Annotated in this window: 28 protein-coding genes and 1 pseudogene; 16 read left to right on the plus strand and 13 right to left on the minus strand. The window is 54.1% G+C overall.

Annotation, left to right across the window (positions count from 1 at the left end; translation table 11 throughout):
- Window positions 1–204 precede the first annotated feature (204 nt).
- From ycjG to BJJ97_RS04300, 10 genes are all read left to right on the plus strand, one after another.
- Complete coding sequence (gene ycjG / locus BJJ97_RS04255; protein WP_174867029.1) at window positions 205–1,170, plus strand: L-Ala-D/L-Glu epimerase; 966 nt, start codon at window positions 205–207, stop codon at window positions 1,168–1,170.
- A gap of 44 nt (window positions 1,171–1,214) precedes the next feature.
- Entirely contained in the window at window positions 1,215–3,086 is a 1,872-nt protein-coding gene (locus BJJ97_RS04260; protein WP_095701186.1) for an ABC transporter ATP-binding protein, read from the plus strand.
- An 83-nt stretch (window positions 3,087–3,169) separates the two neighbouring features.
- On the plus strand, window positions 3,170–4,711 hold the full coding sequence (locus tag BJJ97_RS04265; RefSeq protein ID WP_095993162.1) for a glutathione ABC transporter substrate-binding protein: 1,542 nt from the start codon (window positions 3,170–3,172) through the stop codon (window positions 4,709–4,711).
- An 18-nt stretch (window positions 4,712–4,729) separates the two neighbouring features.
- Window positions 4,730–5,650, plus strand: a complete 921-nt coding sequence (locus BJJ97_RS04270) for an ABC transporter permease (RefSeq protein ID WP_014913740.1) — start codon at window positions 4,730–4,732, stop codon at window positions 5,648–5,650.
- A gap of 8 nt (window positions 5,651–5,658) precedes the next feature.
- Entirely contained in the window at window positions 5,659–6,558 is a 900-nt protein-coding gene (locus BJJ97_RS04275; protein WP_010300708.1) for an ABC transporter permease subunit, read from the plus strand.
- Window positions 6,559–6,584: 26 nt separating this feature from the next.
- Window positions 6,585–7,643: a DmpA family aminopeptidase gene (locus BJJ97_RS04280; RefSeq protein ID WP_095995318.1), complete on the plus strand. Its 1,059-nt coding sequence runs from the start codon at window positions 6,585–6,587 to the stop codon at window positions 7,641–7,643.
- 26 nt (window positions 7,644–7,669) lie between these two features.
- Window positions 7,670–8,491 carry a M55 family metallopeptidase gene (locus BJJ97_RS04285; RefSeq protein ID WP_095701183.1) on the plus strand — a complete coding sequence of 274 codons (822 nt, stop codon included), beginning with the start codon at window positions 7,670–7,672 and terminating at the stop codon, window positions 8,489–8,491.
- Window positions 8,492–8,547: 56 nt separating this feature from the next.
- A complete protein-coding gene (locus BJJ97_RS04290) occupies window positions 8,548–9,495 on the plus strand; it encodes an isoaspartyl peptidase/L-asparaginase family protein (RefSeq protein WP_095993163.1) in 948 nt (315 codons plus the stop codon).
- Between the two features lie 213 nt (window positions 9,496–9,708).
- A complete protein-coding gene (locus tag BJJ97_RS04295) occupies window positions 9,709–10,617 on the plus strand; it encodes a LysR family transcriptional regulator (RefSeq protein ID WP_039474568.1) in 909 nt (302 codons plus the stop codon).
- Window positions 10,618–10,715: 98 nt separating this feature from the next.
- A complete protein-coding gene (locus BJJ97_RS04300; protein ID WP_095993164.1) occupies window positions 10,716–11,579 on the plus strand; it encodes a YicC/YloC family endoribonuclease in 864 nt (287 codons plus the stop codon).
- Window positions 11,580–11,683: 104 nt separating this feature from the next.
- On the opposite strand, the gene BJJ97_RS04305 is transcribed toward BJJ97_RS04300, so the two are convergent.
- Together BJJ97_RS04305 and abiEi are read right to left on the minus strand one after the other, a co-directional pair.
- Window positions 11,684–12,571, minus strand: coding sequence for a nucleotidyl transferase AbiEii/AbiGii toxin family protein (locus BJJ97_RS04305; RefSeq protein ID WP_095993165.1), 888 nt, complete (start codon window positions 12,569–12,571; stop codon window positions 11,684–11,686).
- 28 nt (window positions 12,572–12,599) lie between these two features.
- Window positions 12,600–13,124: a type IV toxin-antitoxin system AbiEi family antitoxin gene (abiEi, locus tag BJJ97_RS04310; RefSeq protein ID WP_095993166.1), complete on the minus strand. Its 525-nt coding sequence runs from the start codon at window positions 13,122–13,124 to the stop codon at window positions 12,600–12,602.
- Between the two features lie 519 nt (window positions 13,125–13,643).
- Between abiEi and BJJ97_RS04315 the strand changes: the two genes are divergently transcribed.
- The gene (locus tag BJJ97_RS04315; protein WP_095993167.1) at window positions 13,644–13,961 is read left to right on the plus strand and encodes a helix-turn-helix domain-containing protein; all 318 of its coding nucleotides are present in this window, start codon (window positions 13,644–13,646) and stop codon (window positions 13,959–13,961) included.
- 15 nt (window positions 13,962–13,976) lie between these two features.
- Here BJJ97_RS04315 and BJJ97_RS04320 read toward each other — a convergent pair whose 3' ends face one another.
- On the minus strand, window positions 13,977–14,234 hold the full coding sequence (locus tag BJJ97_RS04320) for a helix-turn-helix domain-containing protein (protein WP_095993168.1): 258 nt from the start codon (window positions 14,232–14,234) through the stop codon (window positions 13,977–13,979).
- Window positions 14,235–14,331: 97 nt separating this feature from the next.
- Between BJJ97_RS04320 and BJJ97_RS04325 the strand changes: the two genes are divergently transcribed.
- A complete protein-coding gene (locus BJJ97_RS04325) occupies window positions 14,332–14,658 on the plus strand; it encodes a helix-turn-helix domain-containing protein (protein WP_095993169.1) in 327 nt (108 codons plus the stop codon).
- Between the two features lie 211 nt (window positions 14,659–14,869).
- On the opposite strand, the pseudogene BJJ97_RS04330 reads toward BJJ97_RS04325, so the two are convergent.
- Window positions 14,870–15,046: pseudogene (locus BJJ97_RS04330) on the minus strand (type II toxin-antitoxin system HipA family toxin); the annotation flags it as partial.
- Between the two features lie 104 nt (window positions 15,047–15,150).
- Here BJJ97_RS04330 and BJJ97_RS04335 point away from each other — a divergent pair.
- Window positions 15,151–15,378 carry a hypothetical protein gene (locus tag BJJ97_RS04335; RefSeq protein WP_095993170.1) on the plus strand — a complete coding sequence of 76 codons (228 nt, stop codon included), beginning with the start codon at window positions 15,151–15,153 and terminating at the stop codon, window positions 15,376–15,378.
- Window positions 15,379–15,469: 91 nt separating this feature from the next.
- Complete coding sequence (locus BJJ97_RS04340; protein WP_095993171.1) at window positions 15,470–16,027, plus strand: hypothetical protein; 558 nt, start codon at window positions 15,470–15,472, stop codon at window positions 16,025–16,027.
- A 42-nt stretch (window positions 16,028–16,069) separates the two neighbouring features.
- Here BJJ97_RS04340 and BJJ97_RS04345 read toward each other — a convergent pair whose 3' ends face one another.
- A complete protein-coding gene (locus tag BJJ97_RS04345) occupies window positions 16,070–16,615 on the minus strand; it encodes a hypothetical protein (protein ID WP_095993172.1) in 546 nt (181 codons plus the stop codon).
- 126 nt (window positions 16,616–16,741) lie between these two features.
- On the opposite strand from BJJ97_RS04345, the gene BJJ97_RS04350 reads away from it, so the two are divergent.
- Both BJJ97_RS04350 and BJJ97_RS04355 read left to right on the plus strand, forming a co-directional pair.
- The gene (locus tag BJJ97_RS04350) at window positions 16,742–17,128 is read left to right on the plus strand and encodes a hypothetical protein (protein WP_193438349.1); all 387 of its coding nucleotides are present in this window, start codon (window positions 16,742–16,744) and stop codon (window positions 17,126–17,128) included.
- Window positions 17,112–17,522, plus strand: a complete 411-nt coding sequence (locus BJJ97_RS04355) for a DUF596 domain-containing protein (protein WP_319424411.1) — start codon at window positions 17,112–17,114, stop codon at window positions 17,520–17,522. The genes BJJ97_RS04350 and BJJ97_RS04355 overlap by 17 nt, the downstream gene beginning before the upstream one ends.
- 69 nt (window positions 17,523–17,591) lie before the next feature.
- On the opposite strand, the gene BJJ97_RS04360 is transcribed toward BJJ97_RS04355, so the two are convergent.
- From BJJ97_RS04360 to BJJ97_RS04395, 8 genes are all read right to left on the minus strand, one after another.
- A complete protein-coding gene (locus BJJ97_RS04360; protein WP_095993174.1) occupies window positions 17,592–18,776 on the minus strand; it encodes an AI-2E family transporter in 1,185 nt (394 codons plus the stop codon).
- Between the two features lie 93 nt (window positions 18,777–18,869).
- Complete coding sequence (locus tag BJJ97_RS04365; RefSeq protein ID WP_095993175.1) at window positions 18,870–19,370, minus strand: GrpB family protein; 501 nt, start codon at window positions 19,368–19,370, stop codon at window positions 18,870–18,872.
- 103 nt (window positions 19,371–19,473) lie between these two features.
- Window positions 19,474–20,634, minus strand: coding sequence for an FMN-dependent L-lactate dehydrogenase LldD (lldD, locus tag BJJ97_RS04370; RefSeq protein ID WP_039463405.1), 1,161 nt, complete (start codon window positions 20,632–20,634; stop codon window positions 19,474–19,476).
- A gap of 72 nt (window positions 20,635–20,706) precedes the next feature.
- Window positions 20,707–22,146 (minus strand): aldehyde dehydrogenase, encoded by a 1,440-nt coding sequence (gene aldA / locus BJJ97_RS04375; protein WP_095993176.1) that lies wholly within the window; start codon window positions 22,144–22,146, stop codon window positions 20,707–20,709.
- A 284-nt stretch (window positions 22,147–22,430) separates the two neighbouring features.
- Window positions 22,431–23,360 (minus strand): lysozyme inhibitor LprI family protein, encoded by a 930-nt coding sequence (locus BJJ97_RS04380; protein ID WP_095993177.1) that lies wholly within the window; start codon window positions 23,358–23,360, stop codon window positions 22,431–22,433.
- Window positions 23,361–23,419: 59 nt separating this feature from the next.
- The gene (locus BJJ97_RS04385) at window positions 23,420–24,520 is read right to left on the minus strand and encodes a fatty acid desaturase family protein (RefSeq protein ID WP_095993178.1); all 1,101 of its coding nucleotides are present in this window, start codon (window positions 24,518–24,520) and stop codon (window positions 23,420–23,422) included.
- Complete coding sequence (locus tag BJJ97_RS04390) at window positions 24,517–25,656, minus strand: fatty acid desaturase family protein (RefSeq protein ID WP_095993179.1); 1,140 nt, start codon at window positions 25,654–25,656, stop codon at window positions 24,517–24,519. Before BJJ97_RS04390 ends, BJJ97_RS04385 begins: the two co-directional genes overlap by 4 nt.
- On the minus strand, window positions 25,649–26,773 hold the full coding sequence (locus BJJ97_RS04395; protein ID WP_095993180.1) for a sterol desaturase family protein: 1,125 nt from the start codon (window positions 26,771–26,773) through the stop codon (window positions 25,649–25,651). The genes BJJ97_RS04390 and BJJ97_RS04395 overlap by 8 nt, the downstream gene beginning before the upstream one ends.

Genomic DNA, 26,773 nt, shown 5'->3' on the forward strand with positions numbered 1-26,773 from the left:
GGCTCATCTCCGGTGGGTCAATGAAAACTGCCGCGTATTATACACGAAATCACTCGCGTTGCGGGAAAGCGGCATCAGAAAGCCATACCTTGAACTTATGGTATAACCTGAGGTTATACCCTACTGATGAACAAGTATTCGTCAGTGATGATGCATCATGAAATAGTCCGTTCATCCCCTGAGCGTTGATGAGAAAAAATCATGATGCGGCATATGCAAATTGAAACGGTCAATCTGCCACTAGCCCGTCCTATGGCGGCTGAAAACGGGACGCGTCGCGCGGTTACCGTTATCCGCGTCGCGTTGGAAGAAAAAGGATTTATTGGACAAGGCGAATGTACGCCAGTCGCCCATTATGGCGAGTCCGCCGACAGCGTATGTCGCCAGCTCTCTGCGGTCCGTGAGGCAATAGAACACGGCCTGACCATCGAACAGCTCCAGAAAGACTTATCGCCGGGTGCGGCCAGAAATGCGCTGGACTGCGCACTATGGCGGCTCAACACCGCATTGGAAAAACAGACGCTGTGGCAGCGCATCGGTATTCATCCCCCCACATCCGTGGTCTGTGCGCAAACGTTGGCGCTCGACAGCGTGGAGAGAATGGCCGCCGCCGCCTCCAATGCCGTTTCCCACGGCGCACTGCTGCTGAAAATCAAACTGGATCGCGAATTGATTCTGGAGAAGGTTGCCGCCATTCGTGCTGCCGCGCCTAACGCCAGATTGATTATCGACGCGAGGGCAAGCTGGAGCGGGCTGGATTTACATAGCCTGTCCACCGCTCTGCTGCCTTATCAGGTCGCCATGATTGAGCAACCGCTTCCTGTCGGTAAGGACGAGGATTTACAGCGGTTTTCTCACCCGATTCCGATCTGCGCGGACGAAAGCTGCCGCCACAGCGGTGACATCGTCGGGCTACGCCGTCGTTACGACATGATCAACATCAAGCTGGACAAGTGTGGCGGACTGACTGAAGCGCTGGCGATGGTGCGCGAAGCCCACTTTCACGGCCTGCGCATTATGGTCGGCTGCACGCTGGGCTCGTCAATGGCGATGGAAGCCGCCCTGCCCGTCGCCGCCGATGCCGAACACGTCGATCTCGACGGCCCTATTTGGCTGGCCGCCGACAGTTCGCCTTATCTGACCTACAACCTTGGCCGAATTTGGCTATGACGCCATCAACCGCCGTAACCATCAAATCATCAACCGGAGTGACCATGACGGATATCATGCACGCGGGTGCCGCCACAGCACCCGGTAACGCCCCCAGGCCTGTACTGGAAATCGACGATCTGAGCGTCAGCTTTAGCGGCCGTTCTGGTACGCATCAGGCGCTAAAAGGCATTTCCTTTACCGTGAATAAAGGGGAAGTGGTCGCCGTGGTCGGCGAAAGTGGTTCAGGCAAGTCTGTGACGTCACTCGCCGTGATGGGGCTACTGGCGGACTCTGCCAACATCGAACGCGGTGCGCTCCGTTTCACCGCACGCGACGGCCAGCAACATGACCTGCTGAGCATGAAAGCGGAAGCGCGTCGTAAGCTGCGCGGTCGCGATCTCGCCATGATTTTTCAGGAGCCGATGACTTCGCTTAATCCGGTGCTGAAAGTCGGCGATCAGCTCACCGAAGCGCTGCTTGACCACAAAATTTGCGATGCCGCCAGCGCGGACAAAAAAGCCCGTGAGCTGCTGCACAAGGTGCGCATCGCAGACGTCGATCGCGTAATGAAAAGCTACCCGCACTCGCTGTCCGGCGGAATGCGTCAACGTGTGATGATTGCACAGGCGCTGGCCTGCGATCCGCAACTGTTGATTGCCGATGAACCGACCACTGCGCTGGACGTCACCGTGCAGGCACGTATTCTGCAAATCCTGCGTGACCTGCAACAGCAGAGCGACATGTCGGTGCTGTTTATCACCCACGACATGGGCGTGGTGGCGGAAATCGCCGATCGCGTGGTGGTGATGTACCGCGGCGAGATCGTGGAGCAAGGCACCGTCGAGCAGATTTTTGCCGCGCCGCAGCATCCTTATACCCAGTCGCTGCTGGCCGCTGTACCGAAGCTGGGCGACATGCGCGATAGCCTCTGGCCAAAGCGCTTTCCTTTACTAGGGCAGGCTGCCGATCCAGAAAATAGTGAGCAGGTTACCGCCCGTTATGACGCCGAGCCGCTGTTGGATATTCGCGGGTTGCGGGTTTATTACCCCATTCGCAGCGGGATTTTATCCACCATCACTCACCACGTTCATGCGGTAGAGCAGATTGATTTCAACGTCTGGCCGGGTGAAACGCTGGCTATCGTGGGGGAAAGCGGCTGTGGCAAATCCACCACCGGACGTGCCCTGCTGCGTCTGGTACAGAGCCAAGCCGAAAGCATTCATTTTCAGGGTAACGAAATTTCCCAGATGAAAGAGCGGGATTTCCAGCCGCTGCGCCGGGAAATGCAGATGGTGTTTCAAGACCCGTACGCCTCGCTCAACCCGCGCCTGACGGTCGGCTTCACTATCGCCGAACCGCTGCTGCTGCACGGGCTGGTGAAATCGCTGGAAGAAGCGACACCGCAGGTGCAGGCGCTGTTAAAAAGCGTCGGTCTACTGCCAGAGCACGCGCGCCGTTATCCGCACGAGTTTTCCGGCGGGCAGCGTCAGCGTATTGCGATTGCCCGCGCGATGGCGCTACAGCCACAGGTCATCATTGCTGACGAAGCCGTTTCGGCGCTCGATGTGTCGATTCAGGCACAGGTCGTCAACCTGATGATGGATCTCCAGAAGAAAACTGGCGTGTCGTGGATTTTCATCTCGCACGATATGGCGGTTGTCGAGCGCATCGCCAACCGCGTCGCGGTGATGTATCTCGGCCAGATTGTAGAGATCGGCCCGCGTCAGTCGGTGTTTAACGACCCGCAGCATCCGTATACCCGCCGCCTGTTGGCCTCGGTTCCGATTGCCGATCCAACCCGTCGCGGCACACGCCAGTTTGACGACAGCGAAATCCCCTCCCCCTTGCGTAAAGCAGGCGAGGCCGTCGCCAAAACGCGCTACCGAGAGGTCGCACCGCAGCACTGGGTCGCCGACAACGAATCGGCAGCCTGAAACACGACGTCATGACAAAAAAATAGCCACAAAAAATAGCCATAAAACACAACACACGTTCATAACTGACCAGGAGAGAAACCATGAAGCCATTCGTTCGCCGCTCTGCCGTTGCCCTCGGGCTCTCACTGTGTCTGGCGGCTGTAGCCCAGGCGCAAGACCTTCGTATTTCTATCTATGCCGATATCACCGGGCTCGACCCGCACGATACCTCGGACACGCTGAGCTACTCCATTCAGAGCGGCATCTTCGAGCGTCTGTTCCAGTTCGATAATAAAATGAAGCTGGTGCCGCGTCTGGCGACGGGCTACACCAGCAACGACGCCGCCACCGAATTCGTCATTACGCTGCGCGAAGGCATCACCTTCCAGGACGGCGCGCCGTTCAACGCCGACGCCGTTAAAGCTAACCTCGACCGTCTGGCCGATCAGAGCAAGGGCTTAAAGCGCAACAGCCTGTTTAACATGGTGCAAACCGTCACCGTGCTGTCGCCGACGCAGGTCAAAATCGAGCTGAACAAATCTTTCGGTGCCTTTGTGAACACGCTGGCACACCCGTCTGCCGTTATGCACAGCCCGGAAGCACTGAAGAAATACCCAGACGAAGCACAGTTGCGCGTGAACCCAGTCGGTACTGGTCCGTTCAAATTCACCGAATGGCAGCAGGGTAAAGACGTGAAGCTGGTGAAATTCGACAACTACTGGCAGAAAGGCTGGCCGAAAGTCGACAGCGTGACCTTCTACCCGACGCCGGAAGATTCCACCCGCGTGGCGTCACTGAAATCTGGTCAGGTCGATGCCGTTTATCCGCTGCCTTCCGATCTGATCGGCACCGTACAAAACGACAGCAAGCTGGCGATTCAGCGCGACCCGAGTATTTATCAATTCTGGCTGGCGATGAACAACCTGCGTCCGCCGCTGAACGATATCCGCGTGCGTCAGGCACTCAACTACGCCATCAACCGCGACATCTGGCTGAAAGTCGGCTTTGCCGGCATGGGCGTTCCTGCCTCTTCTGCGATGGCACCAGACGTGCAGTTCTTCGCACGCCAGAGCTCACCGAACTACACCTATAACCCAGAAAAAGCCAAGGCGCTGCTGAAAGAAGCAGGCTACGCCAATGGCCTGAGCCTGAAGCTGTGGACGACGAACCGCACCGACTACATCCGTAGCGCGCAGTTCTTCAAACAGCAGTTAGAGCAGGTCGGCATCAAGGTCACCGTCACCCCGATGGATTCCGGGATGCGTAACGCCAAGCTGTTTGGCGTAAAAGATCCGAAAGACGCCGAATTTGACCTGTTCTACAACGGCTGGTCTCCGTCTACCGGTGATGCTGACTGGGCGCTGCGTCCGCTGTTCGCGACAGAGTCTTGGGTTCCAGTTGCATATAACGTTTCCTACTACAGCAATCCGGTAACGGATAAAGCGATTACCGCTGGGTTGGCGACGGCCGATACCGACAAACGTGCCGCGGCTTACGCTGATGCACAGCGTCAAATTTGGCAGGATGCACCTGTGGTCTTCCTGGGTTCGCCGGACAACGTTGTCGGCAAAACCAAGAACCTCAACGGCGTGTACATGCTGGCTGATGGCTCACTGATCTTCGATCAGGCTGAATTTAAGTAATCGGTCAGGGAGAACGCCATGTTTGCTTATATCGTCCGACGTTTGCTGGAAATGATCCCGGTTCTGCTGGTGGTCTCCCTGTTAGTGTTCGGTTTTATAAAACTGTTGCCGGGTGACCCGGCACGTATTTACGCCGGTGCTGACGCGACCATTGAGGCGGTGGAAGCCGCCCGTCAGCAGTTAGGATTGAACGACCCGCTGCCGCAGCAGTATGTCCACTGGCTAGGTGGCCTGTTCAGCGGCGATCTGGGTGTGACGTACCGCACGCAGCAGCCGGTTATCGACGTCATTAGCAAGAGCTTTATGCCCACCATGTGGCTGGCGCTGGCGGGCTTTGTCTGGTCAGTGCTGCTCGGTCTACTGATTGGTGTGGTTTCCGCGCTCAAGCGGGGCAAATGGCAGGACTGGACGCTGATGAGCTTCGCGGTCGGCGGGATTTCCATGCCACCGTTCTGGCTCGGCCTGTTGCTGATTCAGTTTGTCGCCATGCCGTTCGGCGTCTTTTCCGTCAGCGGTTTTAATCAGCCCAGCGACATCATTCTGCCCGCGCTGACGCTCGGGGCATCGGTGGCTGCCGTCATGGCACGCTTTACCCGCTCCGCGTTTCTGGAAGTTGCACAGGAAGACTACGTCCGTACCGCTCGCTCCAAAGGGCTGCGCAATCGGCTAGTCACCTGGAAGCACGTGATGCGTAACGCGCTGATTCCGGTCATCACCATGCTGGGGCTGCAATTCGGCTTCCTGCTCGGTGGCTCCATCGTGGTCGAAAGCGTGTTTAGCTGGCCGGGTCTCGGCTGGCTGCTGATTGAATCGATCAAGACGCAGGATCAGCCAGTCATTCAGGCGCTGGTGATGCTGTTCGTGTTTGAATTTATTGTCATTAATCTGTTGGTGGACCTGCTGTACGCGGTGGTCAATCCGGCGATTCGCCTACGTTAGGAGACACGATGAACCTTCCTCCAGAACCCGTCGTGGCCGTTGCCACGCTTGATGAAGAGACGATACGTTCGCCGTGGCGCGACTTCGTTCAGGTCTTTATCCGTAACCCGATGGCGCTGGTTTCCAGCGGCTTCGTCCTACTGTTGGTACTGGTCGCCATTTTCGCCCCCTGGCTGGCACCGTGGAACCCGATGGAGCCTGACTGGGCATCGCTGGCATCACCGCCTTCAGCGGCGCACTGGATGGGTACCGATGATCTCGGGCGCGATGTAATGAGCCGTATCATCTACGGCGCACGCATCTCGTTATATATCGGCATCTTTTCCGTCACGCTGGGCATGCTGGTCGGCATCGTGCTCGGCCTGCTGGCCGGATACTACGGCCGCTGGGTAGATACGCTGATCATGCGCGGTTCCGACGTGCTGTTCGCCTTCCCCGGCATGTTGCTGGCGATTGCGGTCGTCGCGATCCTCGGCCCCGGCCTGAATAACGTGATTATCGCCGTGGCGGTCTTCAGCGTACCGGTCTTCGCCCGCATCGTGCGTGCCTCTACGCTGTCGCTGAAACAGGCAGCTTATGTAGAAGCGGTACGCTGCGCCGGCGCGCCGGATCGCATCGTGCTGATGCGCCACATCCTGCCCGGCACGCTGCCTAACGTGATCGTCTATTTCACCATGCGTATCGGCACTAGCATCCTGACCGCAGCAGGCCTGAGTTTCATCGGCCTTGGCCCAGAGCCGGACGTACCGGAATGGGGCAATATTCTGGCGATGAGCCGCAGCCTGATGATGGCGGGCGCCTGGCACGTTAGCGTGTTCCCAGGTCTGGCGATCTTCTTCACCGTGCTGGCGTTTAACCTGCTTGGGGATGCGCTGCGTGATACGCTCGATCCCAAACTGAAAAGCTGAGGAAGGCGATGCACGGCGATCACCAGATGAACGACTATCAGCAACAGCAGCAGGCGCTGTTGCTAAAACGCTGGAAAACGACGCGGCAGTTGGGTACGCCGCGCTCGGCCAGCGGGCCGCATAACAGTATCAGTGATGTGGCGGGCGTACGCGTCGGCCACTGCACGCTGGCGGCAGGCGAAGTGCAAACTGGCGTCACGGCAATTGTGCCTCCCGGTGAGAACCTGTTCACCCAGCCCCTGCCATGCGGCGCGGCGGTGCTGAACGGCTTCGCCAAACCCGTAGGACTGGTACAGATCGAAGAATTGGGATTACTGCAAACGCCCATCCTGCTCAGCAACACGCTGGCAACCGGCACGCTGTTTACCACGCTGGTGCGCGATGCCATTGCCCGCAATCCTGAACTGGGTCGCACGCTGCCGACGGTGAACCCGCTGGCGCTGGAGTGCAACGACGGCTGGCTGAACGACATTCAGGCGCTGGCGGTGACGGAACACATGGCGCGACAGGCGCTGGACAATGCGGCAGAGAGCTTCGCACGCGGCAGCGTCGGCGCTGGACGCGGCATGAGCTGCTTTAGTCTGAAAGGCGGCATCGGCACCGCATCGCGCCTGATTCCAGAATTGAGCGCCACGCTCGGTGTACTGGTGCTGGCAAACTTCGGCACGCTTTCCTCACTGACGCTGGACGGCGTGCAGATGGGCGATGCTATCGCGCCTATCCTGCCGGAGCTCGCGCCGCAGCAGGATGCGGGATCGATCATCATTATCATGGCGACGGATGCCCCACTCGATGCCCGTCAGCTCAAGCGCATCGCCAAGCGTGCTGGCGCTGGATTAGGCCGGCTCGGTAGCTATTGGGGACACGGTTCCGGCGATATTGCCGTCGCGTTCTCCACCTGCCCGCAACCACAACCGCCGGAGGATGCGCAGCTTGAATCGCTGTTAAGCGCCGCCGCCGACGCGACTGAACACGCAGTGCTCGACGCCATGCTTCAGGCAGACGCCGTTACCGGTTTTCGCGGCCATCATCGCCCGACGCTGCCACAGGCGTTGGATCGGTTGGCTGCGACTCTTTATCCATAAGCAAATTCTCCCGTAGGAAACTGATGATGAAAGTGTTTATCTCTGCTGATATCGAAGGGATCGCTGGCGTGATGCGCCCAGAACAGTGCAGCCCCGGCACCGCGGAATATCAACTGGCACGCGGCCTGATGGAACAGGAAGTGAACGCCGCGATTGACGGCGCGTTCGCGGGTGGCGCAACAGAGGTGGTGGTCGCCGACAGCCATGCGGCAATGGTCAATCTGCGCGCGGAGAACATCGACGCTCGCGCCCGACTGGTACAGGGCAAACCGCGCGGCTACTCGATGGTCGAAGGACTGGAGCAACAGCAGTTCGACGGCCTGATGTTCATCGGTTATCACAGCGCGGCGGGCGAGTTCGGCGTGCTGTCGCATACCATCAACGGTCGGGCGTTCTACCGCGTGCGTATCAACGGTGAAATCATGGGCGAAAGCGACATCTACGCTGCCGCCGGTGTGGAACAGAAGACGCCGCTCTGGCTGGTCAGCGGTGACGACACGCTCCAAAGCTGGATCGCCCACTACTACCCTGCTACCGACTACGCCTGCGTCAAACGCGCTATTTCGCAGCACGCAGCCGAATCTCTCAGCACTGAACAGGCGCGTCAGGTGATTCGTGACGCGGCAAAAGCGGCGGTGGAAAAAGCGCACCGGACGCTGAACTCGCGGATTCAGGCACCCTACCGTCTTGAACTGATGGTGGCAAAACCGGTACTGGCCGATCTATTCTGTCTGCTGCCGAATGTTGAACGTTTGGATGCCATAACCGTAGGTTATACGGCGCAGAGCATGCGGGAAATCACCAGCCTGCTGGGTGCCTTCTCCTATCTGGCGACAACGCAAAACTGATGGCCTATTCGCCCCTTATTCCGGGGCGTAAACCGACTGAAAAGAGAATTTATCGCATGACAAAGCCCGTGATTGTGATCCACGGTGGCGCAGGTGCGCTGACCCGCTCAGCTATGAGTGCTGAAAAAGAGCAACGCTATCTGGCGGCGCTGTCCGAGATTGTCGCCAGCGGACAACGCATTCTGGCTGAAAACGGCAGCGCGCTAGATGCCGTAACGGAAGCCGTTCGCCTGTTGGAAGAGTGTCCGTTATTCAATGCCGGACACGGCTCGGTCTTCACCCACGCGGAAACCCACGAACTTGACGCCAGCATCATGGACGGACGTTCGCTGGATGCAGGCGCGGTGAGCTGCGTCAGCCATATTCGTAACCCGATTCTAGCTGCGCGTACCGTACTCGAAGCCAGTCAGCATGTGATGTTTACCGCCGACGGCGCGGAAACCTTTGCACAGCAGCACGGTCTGGAGATGGTTGATCCTACGTTTTTCTCCACCGACGAGCGCCGCCAACAGCTGCATAACGCGCAGGCAGGTTCAGGCCGCGTCATCCTCGACCATGACGGCCAGAACGACCCTATCGATCCCGACCGTAAATTCGGCACAGTCGGCGCAGTAGCACTCGACAGCGCGGGTAACCTCGCGGCAGCAACCTCGACGGGTGGCATGACCAACAAGCAGGCCGGACGCGTGGGCGACAGCCCGATCATCGGCGCAGGCTGCTACGCCAATAACCAGACGGTAGCCGTTTCCTGCACCGGCACCGGTGAAGTCTTTATGCGCGCCGTCGCCGCCTATGATGTCTCGGCGCTGATGGAATATGCCGGACTCACGCTACAGCAGGCCAGCGATCGCGTAGTGATGGAGAAACTGGTGCAGATGGACGGCAGCGGCGGACTGATTGCCGTCGATAAAGCGGGCAACATCGCTCTGCCGTTTAACAGCGAAGGGATGTACCGCGGCTATGGCTATGTCGGTGAAGAACCCGTCGCCGATATTTATCGCTAAATCTGTCGCGCTATCATACACAGGTCGAATTGCACCATCTTCGACCATGACGCACAATTATGGAGCATTGCGCACCATAATTGTGCATCCTAATCATTAGGAAACGCCGCGGGCCGCGCAGGAAAAAAATTAGAAACTGGCGTAATAATTGCAGGCATTTTGGTTATTACTCATACGATGCTCATTAGAAAGCATCAGCCGGAGCCTGCACTCATGCGATTACGCCATATTGAAATTTTCCAGGCCATTGTTCAGGCAGGCACCATCAGCGGCGCGGCCCGCTTGCTCAACGTGTCGCAGCCGAACGTCAGCCGGGTATTGAATCACGCAGAGCAGCAGCTCGGTTTTTCCCTGTTTGAACGTCGCACACAGGGAATGATCGCCACCGAAGAAGGACTGCGCCTGATACCGAAAGTTCAGGAACTTTTCAGCCATCTGCAAAGCATCAGTTCACTCACCGAACAAATCAAAACCAGCAAGGCCCACTCCGTACGGCTGGGTGCCGCGCACGCATTCGGGCAGATGATCGTGGCCCCGACGCTGGTGGAATTTCATAAGCAGGCAGCCTTGGTTAACGTTGAACTCGTCACCGAGCACTTCAGCACGCTGTGCCAGAACATCCTGCAAAACCAGCTCGATTTCGCGCTGATCTTTGGTCAGCAGGTGCCGTCCGAGCTGCTGGCAGAACCGCTGTTCCAGTCCACTATGGTTGCTCTATTGCCGAAAGACAGCCCGATAAACGGCCCTGTCTCGCTGGAATGGCTGTGCAACAACAATCTGCTGATGATGCAGCATAAGGATCCGCTCGGTCAGGTGCTACACCGTGCGCTGCGCGACAGAGCGCTACAGCCAGCGGCTTCGCTCTACATTAAAACCTACTCGGTGATTGCCGACATGGTGCTGGCGGGCGGCGGTACGGGCATCGTCGATCTCTTTACCGCCTGTCGCTATGCCGACCAGCTCAAGATCGTCCCTATCGACCAGCCGCTGCCTTTTGAAGTCACGCTGATCAGCCGCCGCGATAACCCACAATCACAGGCGACGCTGCAACTGAAACAGATGATGAAAAACCGCTGTCGCGACATCGCCAGACAGAACGAGACGCTGCTTTACGCCGCCTGATTCTCGACGGGCAGCGCCGGGCAGGCGGTTTTTTCTATCCCCTGCGCGGAACTCAACGCTATAATCCTTCTCATCATTTGCTTTACAGGTATGCACCAATGATTCGCAGCATGACCGCTTACGCCCGCCGAGAGATCAAGGGCAACTGGGGAAGCGCAGCCTGGGAACTGCGTTCCGTTAACCAGCGCTATCTGGAAACCTATCTTCGTTTACCGGAACAATTCCGCAGCCTCGAACCTGTTGCACGTGAGCGCATCCGCGCCCGTTTAACCCGTGGCAAAATCGAATGCAACCTGCGTTTTGAGCTCGACCCGAGTGCACAAAGTGCGCTGATCCTGAACGAAAAGCTGGCTAAACAGCTGGTTAATGCCGCCAACTGGGTCAAGATGCAGAGCGACGAAGGGGAAATCAACCCGGTTGATATCCTGCGCTGGCCCGGCGTGATGTCGGCGGAAGAGCAGGATCTGGACGCCATCAGCGCCGAACTGCTGACAGCACTGGAAGGCGCGCTGGATGATTTCATCGCCGCCCGTGAAAGCGAAGGTGATGCGCTGAAAGGGATGATCGAACAGCGTCTGGCTGGTGTCAGCGCCGAAGTCGTCAAAGTCCGCGCCCAGATGCCGAACATCCTGCTATGGCAGCGCGAGCGCCTGCAAAGCAAGCTGGAAGATGCACAGGTACAGCTGGAAAATAACCGTCTGGAACAGGAACTGGTTCTGATGGCACAACGCGTCGACGTCTCGGAAGAACTGGACCGCCTCGACGCCCACGTCAAAGAAACCTACAAAATCCTGAAAAAAGAAGAAGCCGTCGGCCGCCGCCTCGACTTCATGATGCAGGAATTCAACCGCGAATCGAACACGCTGGCCTCGAAATCCATCAACGCCGACGTCACCGCTTCAGCCATTGAACTGAAAGTGCTGATCGAGCAAATGCGGGAACAGATTCAGAATATTGAGTAAGGTTTCACACGATCTCGTGTTGTCTCACTAAGTCGTATCAGGACAAAAGGCCATTGTAAATCATGGCCTTTTTTGTTTTATGATGGAGGGAGAAAAACATGGGGCTAACCCATATCAAATGGATTTTTTGGTGCTCCGTCATTCAGTAACTCAGACGCGATGGCATGCACCTCGCCCTGAACATAAGCCCAATATTCAGGATTATCGAGAGTTCTCTCTTTAATTGGCTTAGGGATAAAGCGGCTCATTTCCATATTGAAGTCGTCACGGACTTCATCTTCCGACATCAGCTTGGCTAACTGAATAGACAGCGCCTGTCGAAAGTCTTCTGTTTGCTTCTGTCTGGCGGTGAGCTTCTTTTCAACCAGTGTCTTGGATAAATCAATACCGCGCTGCTTAATCCAAATAATATCCCAGATATCACGAGGTTTAATACGTCTTGCCCGATACGCTAACGCGATCAGCTTATCAGCCAATGTTTCTTGTAACGACTGTACCGGGACCAAGATCCCTTCAGTCGGTACAACAATGTCGTAATGATTGATTAGCGGGCGCTTTTCAAGATCAAATGACGGAATAGCACAGACGTCAATATGCATTTTTTGCCGTGGCAAATCAGGACGATTAGCTTCTTTTACGATACTAATTTTCCAAGAAACGGTATCCCCTTGCTGCTCGCCAGAAGGTTTGTTTACCCAAACCTCGGTTTCATACTTGTTCTGAATATAGGTTTGGATTTCGGACTCCAGCCCCTCAAACGCTGAGGGCTTGAAATCATGACCACCATTGAAATCAAGATCTTCTGATAGCCTGCTGCTGTTGTAACACATTCGTAATGAGGTGCCGCCAATGAACGTTAACCGCTGCATGACGCCCTGTTTGATCAGCACATCGATAATGTCATGATGCAAGATCTCTTTTTCTATGACGGGTGTCACTGCGGCATAGTCAGGGTTTGACTGGACAATTTGGCGAATTTGTTGCTTCAGCATACGTTATCTCCCATACACTCCCCCATGCTTAGCTCTCCAACATATGTAGATTGCGCTGGCAGTGTTTTAGATCTGCAATCGCTTGTTCCTTGTATGCGCGATACATTTTGATGTCGGGGTCATAGTACAAATTAGGTGCAATTTGCTCGACTGGCTTTTTAGTATGGGTAAACTCGATCACGCCATAAGGCGTATCAAAACAACCACTTCGACCTTTAGTCACCACAGTGACTCTACCCATCACAACTTGTGAAATATCACCGGTATGACTGAGCTGACTTTCTAAGCTGATGTAGCTCAATACGCCGCTGCGCAACTTTTTGATGATTTTATAAATGGCAGTCTCAGGTTCAGGTGGTGTAATAACACTTTCATAGAAGCCTTTCACCACTCGTCTTAGCAACCCCTTCTTTACGCAATCTGCCAGGAATTTTCTAAAGGCTGAGTCACAAGGCACACCCTGCATAAAAGCCAGCTCTGTTACACTGTGAATGCCACCACCAGCGTTCACTGCTTTAGCCAACGCGTTTAATAGCTCATCAGATTTAGCCATAGGTCTACACTACATTACCAAATAAGTAATGTAGTGTAGACCTGATGCTAGACCTGCGCAAGAAAAGGTCTACAGATTGTTACGTAAAAAGTAACTTAGTGTAGACCTATTAAACTTGAGTAACCTTCTCTCTCGACTCTTGTATATCGCCAGCCAGGGACACCACTATGTCCATATTGAGCATTTTTATAGAATTTGGACACGGTGATATCCATTTTGAATGGGCGAGGCATTCTTTTGGGTGCTTATTTTGAAGAGCGCAAGGTGCGCTCACACTATGTTTGATAAGTGGCCAGTATTAGATACAACGCTCAGAGCGTTTTTGTCGCGTTATTTCCCTTCCCCCTCTCCTGCATGTGATACCGTCAAGGCTTCCTTATAGACGTCTTTCACCGAATAATCGGTTCAACCAAACTCACCTTCTGAGAAGGTGAGTTTTCATTTTTTATCACTAACCAAAACCAGAGACTACGATATGCGTAGTATCTAAGACCTTTCATACCTACGAATATCGTAGCTATGAATACTCGTCAGCAACATCGTGATATTTTCAGTCAACGTCTCAAGGATGCCCGATTGTTAAGGGGGCTGTCTCAGAAAGGGCTGGGTATCGCAGCCGGAATTGATGAATTCGTAGCAAGCGCCCGAATTAACCGTTATGAGAAAGGCGTGCATGAAGCCAACCTCGTCACCGCCAGCCGTTTGGCTGAGGCACTGGATGTTCCCCTCGCCTATTTCTATGCCACTGATGATAATCTGGCAAGAATGATTCTGACATTCTCAGAGCTATCCGCAGCAGAGCAAATGACTCTACTCAACTCGCTGGAAAATAAATAGTCTGCCAGACGTTCATTACGTCTTATCACCCCTTATTTTCGCTTTTCGATCAAGCAAGCTCCCCTCCGTATCGTAATAACGACTCGGCCATATTTCGGCGGGATGTACGCCAAGTGCGCCTGCAACCAGCCATTCGCCTTTAGGCCAAGGACGCGTCAATACATTTGCCAGCGTTGACGAACTCAAACCTAAAGAACGTGAAAGCGCAGCCATTGAGGTACTTTTTTTGTGTAAGGCAGCAATAATATCCGCTTTGTGCCAATCCTTTTTCATCTAACCTCCTAACTGTTCATCATTAAAGGAACATGCACCACGAATACTACGTTATTCGTAGTATCTAGCTCAAGAAAAAACTACGATTCTCGTAGTCATGATAACAAGACAAAATTACCATGACGTTTTCTGCCAACGACTAAAACAGGCTCGCTTGGCGAAAGGCTTATCGCAGAAAAAACTCGGCATTGCTGCTGGTATCGATGAATTCGTCGCTAGCACACGAATCAACCGCTATGAGAAAGGCGTTCACCAAGCAAGCATTGAGACTGCACAGCAGTTAGCAGAAGCACTAGACGTGCCGCTCGCCTACTTCTATACAGAGAACGATGAGTTAGCCGAAATGATGCTGACGTTTTTGGCATTGCCACCAGAGAAAAGGGCGGAAGTTTTGGCGTTGGTGAAAAATGAAAGAAACGCATGACAGACTGTTAAGTTGTTATCCCTAGACTCTGCTTTAGATTTTGTTACCGCACCACAAACCTCACCTAAATTGTCCCTATCAGAGCCCAATAAGGACAACTTTCCTACAAACTGTCCTTATTGGCTGGCGTTTTGTCCTTATTCCGCCTAAACATAGAGACACTTACCGCTATTCTGTCCTTATCAACACACGCCAATAAAACCGACCAGCCCTACACATTAAACGCCTTTTGTTTGGCAAGTTGCTCGCTACGGCTTAAGCGAACGAAATCGATCACTTCGAAAGCCAGTGCAGAGTCGAGTTCATTAACGGTATCGGAAATGTTGAGATCTAAGCCATGTTTACCCACTATCGGGTTCAAATCGTATGCTGGCGATAACTTCCAGCCTACATTTTCATCCGTCAGATGATTGACCAATTTTTTCACCATCAGTAGGCTCGTTCATATAAATCGGCTTTTTTGAAAATCCGGATCAACGCTTTGGGGGATTAATGGAAAAGGTTAATCATCATGAGGGAAAACCATATTTCTCTAAAATTATCAATCGGGTACCTGAAACGAGTGAGGACAATCTGATCGCCCACAGCGCTATCGTTCCTCCTCCCGTTATCGAGCAAGTACCACGCATTGGTTTTATGAGAGCTCAGGTTTCAGCCCCAGATAATTTTAATGATTTGAATAAAGACGAAACTATCGACATGTTCAATGGAGAATTATGATGGTTATCAACAGTGTCTATGTCAAAAGCCGCCACTGAACACCATCTTTAGAACATCCACACCCGCAACAAAACAGGGAAAAACAACCGACATGCGTTATCTCGTCCTCCCCTTTCTCCTTCTTGTCTTAACCGGCTGTCAGGCGGTTACCACCTTCGATAAATATGCCACGCTGCGTCTTTACGAAGTTTATGAAGCCGAGAACCTTTCCGCCTGCGATTACAAGCCTAAATTCCGCGACTGTACCGTGGGTAAGCGATCTTTTGACGTCAAGATATCCGATGATAAGAGCAAAATCGCGTTAGTGGTCAGAAAGCGTTACGCCTATTTTGGCTTCACGCGTGATGATTTTGCCCGGCAGACACAGCCGCTGCGTGATTTCCTGATTTGGGCGGAAGATCCGGCCGCGAAGGATAAACAGATCACTCAGTTACGCAAAGCTGGAAACGTTGGCGGAAGTCTGTACGACAACAAGGAAGTGCAATATCAGTTCGATTATCTGCATACGCGTGCCGATGTTCAGCTACTCGTCGTTAAACCCCATGAAAACGCCGACTCGTATGGCCTGACCGTGGATGAAGTGAAAAACCTGCTATCGGTGATGGATGCCTGGTATGCCGGCACGTTTTCTGGAAAACAGCTAACGTAAGTTCGGTGAGACGGCCAGACAGCATCACTGTCTGGCCAAGCATTAGAATTTCTGCATTCTGGAAGAAAATTGTCCGCAGTTCTTCAGCATCAAATCTTTGACGGGTCGGCGGTCGTAGTAGCCTTTTTCGGTTTTGAACACTTCGTAGACTTCGAGGCGACGTGGCGAATAAGCACCAGCAAACTCGCCGGTGACATAATAGTAATTTCCGACCACAGGTTTAAACGTGACGGTACTAAATCCGCCATTGGCAGCAATCATTCTGACCGCAATATTGTGTTGCGCGCTGACCCAAAATTCACGAATCATCGTTGGCGTTTCTGGGATTTCAGGGAAGCCGAGTTCTTTATTATTGAGTTTAGTTTGGAACCCAAACGCATTATTGGTATAGCCATTTTCTGGTGCATCAATATTAATACATCTGTCGGTCGTCGGATAAACGCGAACATAGTCGAGATTGCGGTTATCGAACGTCATACCCACGCGTTCAGCACCCTGATAATCCTCCAGTTTATGACTATAGGTCGCAACCGAACATCCGCTGAGTAATACCGCACTTATTCCTATCAGAAGCATTTTCCCAAACATAACCATCCCTTACCTTTATAAAATCAGAACATCCTGATTATTTTACGCCGCTTTTTATTCGAAAATTTATGTTGTATTACCTTAAAGCATTACCTCACCTTAAACACTAATGATAAACGAGGCAACGTGGCAATTTCTCTCTATTACACCGCACGACGTAAAAAATCCCTGAGCCCAAAAGAGATATCTGCCGTGAAGGAGATTGTCCAACGCCATTCCGTTAATGAACACATTGAGAAATATCTGACGACCGGCGACGGCATAAACTGGGAATCATTTAATTTCGCCCTCAACGTGAAAATCGGTAACGTTTTCAGAAAAGGAATCGTGTTCTCAGGTTCGACCAAACTCCCCGATAGCGATGAAGATGCCACCTGGATTGGCGTACAGCACTGGTGCCAGTGTTTATCCGAAATCCGCACCGCCCTAACACACTGTGAATGGCACGTCGCGGTTGACGATCGCGGCATACCGTGGGACGCCGAGGCACAGGCTTATGACCCAACGCGCTGAGCCAGCGAGAATGCTGAAGAGAGAAGCGAGTATGGACGACAACGACATTTACGATGCTGTTGCGACTAGCGCATACGGGCTGTCGATGGGTGCGATATGGCAACATATTGCGGTGGAGTGTCGGGGCAATCCCAGAACCTACGCCCAGCGTCAGGTGCTGTTTTTTACGCTGCTGGAACGGCTCATCGAGGAAGGCAGAATCAGGCTTGCCAGTCAGGGAGACTATTTGCAAGGCGACCCGAAACATCAGGTCGATCGGCTCCGCCATGCCTTTCCACCTGAAATATCCGATGATGAATTTGATGATGTCGACGAATATGGCCTGTGGTTCTTAGCCAAAGCCCCCGCTGGCGTCGTGTGGATCACGCCCGAAGGGCAAGAGAGTTGGACGTAAGAGGAATCAGCCAAACCAGAGCCAATTCCTCTTACTCACGACCAAATATCACTAACACGAGCAGCGAACTTACTCCGTGGTCTTACGTTCAACCTCCTGACCTTCCGCTGCCTGATTTTCTAGCATCTCATTCTGTTCCGGCTTCGCCATACTCGGATGCTGCCGACCTTCCTCGATAAAATCTTCGTCGATACCTTCAATATTTTCCTGATTATCGCGACCAGAGAGGATGTTCCAACAGGCGATGAACAGCGCAGCAATCAGCGGGCCAATCACAAAACCGTTGATGCCGTAGATTTCCATGCCGCCCAGCGTGGCGATCAGAATCAGGTAATCCGGCATTTTGGTGTCTTTCCCCACCAACAGCGGGCGCAAAATGTTGTCCACCAGCCCAATCACCAGCACGAAGAACGCGACAATGAAGATGGCTTGCCAGAGCATATCCGTCGCGAACAGGAAGATAGCGGCAGGCACCCAGATAATCGCCGACCCCACTGCGGGAATAAGCGACAGGAACGCCATCAGCGAGCCCCACAGCAGGCTGCCTTCTATTCCTGCGATGGAGAACGCAATCCCGCCTAGAGTCCCCTGCACAATCGCCACAACCACGGTGCCTTTCACTGTCGCCCGAGATACGGCGGCAAACTTCACCAGCAGGTGATGCTTAACATGGGTGGAAAGCGGTAGCGATTCCAGAATCAGGTTAACCAGATAGGCTCCGTCTTTCAGGAGGAAGAAAAGCAGGTAGAGCATCACCCCGAAACCAATGAAGAAGGTGAATGTGCCTTTGCCAATCAGCAGCACGCTTCCCGCCAGATATTGCCCACCTTTCAGCACAACCTGAGAAAGCTCTTGCTGTATTTTGGCGGCGTTATCCAGATTGTGTTCCGCGAGGAAATGTCGTGCCCACTTCGGCAGATGCTGAATCAGCTCCGCCAGCACCACCGGAAATTGCGTATTACTGTCCTGCAATCGGGTGTAAACCCCGTTAATTTCAACCACCAGCGAGGAAACAATGATCCCCAACGGAATGAAGACGAGCAGGAAGATGATCAGGACGGTCAGCAACGAGGCAATGCCGTTGCGATCGTTCAATTTTTGCCGAATTTTGCTTTTCAGCGGATGGAAGATAATGGCCAGCACCGCCGCCCACAAGATGGCGGAATAATACGGTGCCAGGATGTCAAAAAACGCCAACGTGACGATAAATAAGATAAGGATGAAGAATCCCTTCGTAAGCCCTTTAATATTCACAACGATTTCCCCTTCGTTCAATCTGCTCTCGAAATATAGAACGAAGTGGGGCGTTTGCAATATAGGAAAAAGCACATGACGCAAAGGAAATGGCTAGGCGCGCATCTCATGTGTGGCAATAAAGTCATTTTTTAGCTGACTGTATACCGCAGCATTGTTGTCACATGCCAGCGCGGCAGCGCGTTTTATTGCCGCGTATTCCGCACACACGGCAGGATTTGCCCGCAGATAATCACGGAAAGCCAAGTGCCGCTGAATATGCTCATCACCCACCACGAAGGCGTGCAGGTGATGCGTACGATCATCGCCGCCCTTAGTATAGTAACGACGCCCCGCGATCCCATTTTCTCCACGGGGACGATAGCCCAAATCGACCATGACATGATCCAATCGGTCCAAATCGGACAGCGAAATCACTTCCAGCAGCATATCAATCACTGGTTTGGCGGGTAATCCCGGCACGGCCGTGCTACCGATATGATGAAGCCTCACCGCAACCTCACCAAGCGCCTGTGCTATCGCACACGCCGCCGTTTCATACTTCGTTGCCCACTGTGGATCGTAATCCACCACAGTAATTGTTCGCCCACCCATTCACCTATCCCCCAACGCAGCTTTATCGTGCAAAGGCTACCAACGTTCAGGGGAAGGTTCAAAGCCATCACGCGGTAAATGCCTCTCACCGCGTGATTCGTGCTTACAGGCCATCCAACCGCCGCTGGGTCGCGTGTACCAGTGAGTCCGTGGTGATGTCGGCAATGGATTTGGCACCGGTGAGCGTCATCGCTACACGCATCTCTTTTTCGATCAGGTTCAGCAGGTTAACCACGCCAGCCTCGCCCGCTGCCGCTAACGCGTAGACAAACGCGCGCCCGAGCATCACGCCGTCCGCACCCAGTGCGATCATACGCACCACGTCCAGCCCGGTACGAATACCAGAATCTGCCAGAATGGTGATATCACCTTTCACCGCATCGGCGATGGCTGGCAACGCATGTGCCGTCGATAGCACGCCGTCCAGTTGTCGACCACCGTGGTTGGAGACCACGATGCCATCCGCGCCGAATTTCACCGCCTCTTTGGCATCCTCTGGGTCGAGGATGCCTTTGATGATCATCGGCCCTTTCCACATCTCGCGGATCCACGCCAAATCCTGCCACGAAATAGAGGAATCGAAATTCTCCGCCAGCCAGCCGATATAGTTTTCCAGCGTCGTCGGCGTGCCGCGGTAGGCGGAAACATTCCCCAGGTCGTGCGGTTTACCGTTCAGGCCAACGTCCCATGCCCACTGTGGATGCACCATCGCCTGCAACACACGGCGTATCGCCGCATTCGGGCCGCTCATGCCGGAATGGGCATCGCGATAGCGCGCGCCCGGCGTCGGCATATCCACGGTAAACACCAGCGTCTTGATCCCTGCCGCCTGCGCGCGTTCCAGCACATTGCGCATAAAGCCGCGGTCTTTTAACACGTAGAGCTGGAACCACAGCGGCCGATCGATAGTGGGTGCGACCTCCTCAATCGGGCAGACGGAGACAGTAGACAGCGTGAAGGGAATGCCCTTCTGCGCTGCCGCACGGGCAGCCTGTACCTCGCCGCGTCGGGCGTACATACCGGTCAGGCCAACGGGTGCCAGCACCACCGGCATCGCCAGTTTTTCGCCAAACAGCTGCGTTTCCAGGCTCAGGTCGGAGACATTTTTCAGGATGCGCTGGCGCAGCGCGATATCCGCCAAATCGGCAGTATTACGCCTGAGCGTGTGCTCGCCATACGCACCGCCATCGGCGTAGTGGAAAAGAAACGGCGGCAGCTTACGCTGCGCCGCCGCTCGGTAGTCCGTTGAAGCAGAGATGATCATCGTCCTTTCCCATCCTTCTTCTTGTTTGTGCCACTGTTACGGTAAGTGGAATGACCGCGAGTGAAGCTGCTTTTAGTGAAATTGAAGGTACGCGACATGCGTTTGCAGATATTCCTGCAAGCCGTGCTTGCCGTCCGCCCCACCCACACCGGATTTACGCCAGCCCGCATGGAAGCCCTGCATTGCCTCAAAGTTCTCACGGTTGATGTAGGTTTCGCCGAATTTCAGCCCTTTCAGCGCCTTCATCGCGGTGTTGATGTTTTGAGTATAGATCGACGACGTCAGGCCATATTCGCTGTCGTTCGCCATCGCAATCGCCTCTTCCAGCGTGTCGAAGGTCGCGACCGGCAGCACCGGACCAAACACCTCTTCGTGCATGATCGGCATGTCCTGTTTGACGTCCACCAGCAGCGTAGGCGGATAGAAATAGCCCGTACCGCTTGCACTCTGGCCGCCGAGCAACACTTTCGCACCCTGCGATACCGCTTTCGCCACTTTGTCTTCTACGCGCTGTCGCGCCGCCGCACTGATCAGCGGCCCCATATCCAGCGCCTTTTTCTCCGCCGTATTGCCGAAAGTCACCTGCTCCATCGCGGCTTTAATACGGGAAATAAACTCGTCGTAAATGCCTTTCTGTACGTAAACGCGCTCGGCGCAGTTACACACCTGCCCGCTGTTGATGACACGGGAACTGACAATCGCTTTCACTGCCAGATCGAGATCGGCGTCGTCCATCACGATAGCGGGCGCTTTGCCGCCCAGTTCCAGCGACACCTTCGTCACGTTCTGCGCCGCCGCTGTCATGGTCGCAATGCCCGCGGCCACGCTGCCGGTCAGGCTGACCATGCCGACTTTCGGGTTCGCGGCCAGCTCTTGCCCGACCGTCGGGCCGTAGCCGGTAACGAAATTGATGACGCCTTTCGGCAGACCGATCTTGTGAATGATTTCGGCGAAAATCACCGCATTATTGGGCGTGATTTCGCTCGGTTTGATAACAATGGTGTTGCCCGTAATCAGTGCCGGTGCCGCTTTACGCGCAATCAGGAAGAAGGGGAAGTTCCACGGTAGAATACCCGTCGTCACGCCAATCGCTTTGCGGAAGACGAAGATGTTCTCATTCGGGCGGTCGCTCTGAATGATTTCGCCTTCGTAACGGCGCGCCCACTCCGCCATGTAGTCAAGATAGTCAGCGGTGAACAGCACTTCCGTCTGCGCCAGACCGTGCGTCTTGCCGCCTTCCGCGATGATCGTGTCGGTCAGTTCGGCTTCGCGTTCGCGGATACCGTCGGCAATCTTGTGCAGCCAGACGCCACGTTCAACCGCTGGCAGCGCTTCCCAGCCCGGCTGTGCGGCTTCTGCCGCTTCTATCGCTCTCTTCGCATCATCAGCGGAGCCTTCCGGGATCTGTGAAATAACCTGCTCTGTGGCCGGGTTCACCACATCAATCCACTTCCCGCTTCTGTTTTCAACAAACTCACCGTTGATGTACATACGTTTCTGGGTGGTGCTCATGTCAGGCGTCTCCAAAGTAGGGTAAGGGAATACCACGCATAAACGAGTTGTTAACAAAACACGTTTTTTTTGTGAAGTTTTGCCATGCTGCGCGTTCTGCGCGGCATTTACCTTTTCATCGCTGCCATTTCGGTCTGGCAAGTGGCAAAAAAGTCATGCTGAGAACGTCTGACGTAACACTTTTGCAAAGTATCGGAAACTGGCGGGGAATAACGAGAGTGTGGCGAGAGCGAGGCGGTGACAGACGCCAGCCTACAGCGTCTGTCTGTGAATCAGGGGGAACCTTACGGTTCGTCGACTTTCACGATCTCTTCCTTCACCTTCCACTTGCCGCCCACCAGTTCGCGGGTGGTAGCGACCATCGCCTGCTTCTCTTCGGAGTAGGCTTCCGTGCTTTCGACAATCAGGACAGGGTTATTATTCGCTATCTGATAGGTAGACCATTGGTGCCAGCAGCAGCCGCTTTTGGTAAACGTCGTGATGGTCTTACTTTTCTCATCAATCTCGAACAGGCCGAGGTTGGAACTGGCTAACTCGGTCAGCGGCGCGTTCTGGGTAAACTGCTGCTTTTCCACATCAAACAGGTACACATCGTAAGACGGCCCGCCGTAAGCGCCGTTATTGCCATTACGCAGCATGATATCCGCGTGGTGATCGAAGTTAGCGTCATCAATCACCAGTCCGCTGTTGTTCTCACCATAGACCTCGACCAGATTCGCTGTTACTTCACCCTTATTGTTCAGCTCGATGAACATATTTTCCATCGTGATACGCTGGAACAGATCACCGCGTCCTTTCTTAAAGATATCCAGCGTGCCGGGGCCTTCGCAGGTTGAGTAAGAAGGGTCGAGCGTGCACGTCGCCACACTGAGAACGAAGTCCCACTGGTCTGATGCCTGAGTAATCAGAGAGATATTTTCACTACCGGAAAGCGCCTGAATACGGGAAACCATCTCATTCCCCAGACAAACGTCATCCTTACAGCGGTCACGCTCGGCCAGCCACGCGCGCTGCGTCAGGAGCGCCTGCGCTTTGCCCTCTTTTTTCGCGTACCCCTGATAGGCCTTGTTTAATACCGTATCAAGCTGCTGTAAACGGCTGCTGGCACAAATCATTTTCTCAGTGTCTGTGCTGGCCTTGCTGCAATCTATTGCCCAGACGGACGAGGTGCAAAAGAACAGCAGGGATGAAGCGGCCAGAGATAAATAACGCATGAAGTATCGCTCCTTGAAAAACAGATGAAACCTAACTGATTGATAAAATGGATAACGGGTTATTGCTTGCTGCCATTTCCCATCTTTTTAAGAAAACGCTGCTGCTCAACCAAAATCGCTTTCAACGTAATACATTGATAATCAATGCCATAACGTGGGGCGACGTCTGCAATAATTTTCGATAACGCAGGGTAGTGTCGATGATTCCAGTTGGGGAAAATATGGTGAGTCAGGTGCATATTAAGCTGCCCCAGCCAGTAGCCAAGCCAGGCAGGACGAGTCGCCCAGTCCACCGTGGTGGAAAAGACGTGCTGATAGCGCCCATGCCTGAATAGGCCATCGTCCGGTGCCTGATAGAACGTGCCTTTTGCCCAGTGCGACCCCAGAATCAGGACAACAAAAATCAGCGATGACAGCATTTGGCTCAGCAGATAAACCAGCAACAGCGCACCAGCACTGACGGGGGTCGGCGACAACAGCCAATAGGGGATCACCAGTGCCAGCAGGGCATGCAGCGCTTTTGATAACAGAAAAATACCCCAGCCCTTAGCGCCCTGAAGCGTCATATTGCGCGTCACCTGCGTTTTCCCCGCACGATCCAGCCAGTCAAAGAACCAGATGATGCTGGGGAATGTCAGCGACGCCACCATCGGCCAGTAGTAACGCTGGGCGCGCATAAAAAAGCGAAACCGATGATAGGGCGATTGCCGCAAAACGCCATTCTCTTCGATATCCAGATCGTAGTGCTGCACATTGACATGCGCATGATGAAAAATCACATGCCGCACTCGCCAGCAGTCGGAATCCATGCCGAGCGGAATACTCACCACGATATTGAGCAGACGATTCGCCCACGGCCGCCGGAAAAAGACGTTATGCGAGGCGTCATGCACCACGTTCACCGCCAGAAACATGGCGGTAAAAATAAAGCCAAAATAGCAGCCAGCAAAACCCCATAGCGTCGTCTGCCGGAGGCTGAAACCATAAAACGTCAGACACAGCCCCACCAGAAACAGCATCTTGCCGATAAACCCGGCATTGGCAAAACGGTGGTCGCCCGTTTCCGCCAGATAGTCATTCGCAGCCTTCATCAACGCCCGATGCAACGCCAGATCGCGACCTTGTTCATAGCGGAGCGGCTTTAGCGGGGCGAGCGTCATTCTTCCTCTGCTCCCGCTTTGACGACACATTGCGCAGTCCGCTGATCGTTACCTTCGCCCATCAATTTTAAAAACCGGCGCTGGCTGGCCAGTAGCTCACGATAGGTAATACAGCGGTAGTTCATGCCATGCTCGGCGGCCACGCGCCGTAAGATATCGGCTAACGCAGGATAATGGCGATGATGCCATCCCGGAAAAAGATGGTGCGTCAGATGTAAGTGTAGCCCTCCCGTCCAGCGCTCAAGCCAGCGCGGCGTCGGCAGCCAGTCACAGGCTGTCGCAAAGTTGTGCTGATACCAGCCCTGAGGCATCGTTTCCGTATCGGTAATGGTATAGAACTCAGCCTCAGCCCAGTGTGTGCCCAGCAGCAAAAATACCACCAGCAACGAGGCCAGCATCTGCCCCAACAAATAGCTCAATAGCACGATGCCTGGGCTAATGCCGTGTGCCGCCCCCACCATAATGGGAATCACCAGTAACAGCAGGACATGACCGATTTTACTGCCGATAAAAATCATCCATCCGCGGTAGCCTAACTGTACTGAACGGGCATTGACGGGGGTTTTACCCAAGCGATCGGCCCAATCAAAAATCCAGGCGATATAAGGGAGCGAGAACGCGGCCACCAGCGGCCAGTAAAGATGCTGATAACGCATGTAGGAACGGTGGCGCTGAAAAGGCGTTTGGCGAAAAACCCCATTCTCTTCTGTATCCAGATCGTAATGTTCCACATTCGGATAGATGTGGTGGAAGTCCACATGGCGCAAACGCCAGTAATCGGGATCGATGCCTAACGGTAACGTGACGATGCGCCCGACCACGCGATTCAGTGTTCGATTGCGGAAAAAGGTATTATGGGAGGCGTCATGATTAACGATGATATTCAATAACATCGACAGCATGATGAAAGCAAAATAGCTCAGGAAGAACGTCCACGCCGTCTGCTGCACTAAGCAAACGGCATAACAGGCGATGCAGCATAAAAAGAGTAATCCGGCCTTAACAAACTGCCTGCTATCGGCAAAACGATGATCGTGATTCGCGCGGAGATAGGCCGACGTTTCCCGCTGTAATGCCCGATGAAAAGCCTGTTCGCCCTTGGCGGGATAGGGTTTGGTGGGAAGCACATTAGACATTTTCAGGCTCCTCGGTCAGAGGACGTCGGCCCCAGCCGACCGCCATTGCCAGCCCGTGCAGCGCCAGCATCAGCATCGCGATCTTCCAGTAGAGCGCTTCCCAGCCCAGATAGACAAGAAACACGGCTGGGAATAGCAGCACCACCACGAGCCAAACGTAAATGGCCCAGCGTCGCCCTTCGGAAATCCCGCCCAGCGCGACCGCACCCGTCACCAGTAGCAGAAAGAGCGCCGCCTGCGACAGATCGGCGGAATCATAGCCGTAGCCATACAGATAAACGTAGCCCACCACCAGCGCAAACAGCAGCATCGCCCCAGCAATCAACGCCATCGGCGTACAGCGAAACGTCGCCTGACGCGTGCGGCGCACCGACAGTTTCAGGTACGACAGAAAAGGTAGGTTACTGGCCCAAAACGGATTGTTCGATGGCGTTTCTTTGCCTGCGCCGTAGCGAAAAGGCGTGTCAGGCAGCTGCGGACAAAAGCTGCCAAACAGCTTGTCCCAAAAAATGAAGGTGCCGCCAAAGTTCTTATCGGCGTACGCACGGTCGTTCACGTGGTGCACGCGATGATGTGCGGGCGTCACCAACACCTTTTCCAGCCAGCCCAGTTTGGGCGTCATCGCATTATGGTTAAAGAGCTGAACGCTGTAATGCAGGATGGAAACGGTAACGAACACGTACAGTGGAACGCCGAGCAGCGCCAAAATCAGGAAGAACGGAATCGAGGTCAGCGAGGAATACCAGGAGTTACGCACGCCCAGCGACAGATTAAAATGTTCACCCTGATGGTGAACCACATGCACCGCCCACAGCACGCCGAAGGTATGGTGCAGGCGATGTAGCCAATAGAAGCCGAAATCCCAGGCGAGCAGCGCGAACAGCCACATCAGCACCGGCGGCCAGGTTTCTACCCAGCCAAAACTGAAATGCGCCGCGACATAGCCATAGCAAAAAATTTCCACGCTGCGAAAAAGCCACAGCATGATATGCCCTGAATTCAGGTTAAAAACCACGTCATGCCAGTTCACCGTCTCACGCTGCATCCACTGTAGAACCAGCGCTTCGCCAATTACCACAACCAGCATGAAGACAATGGGTAATGCCAAATCGATCAT

The organism is Pectobacterium polaris (assembly GCF_002307355.1).
Classification (GTDB): domain Bacteria; phylum Pseudomonadota; class Gammaproteobacteria; order Enterobacterales; family Enterobacteriaceae; genus Pectobacterium; species Pectobacterium polare.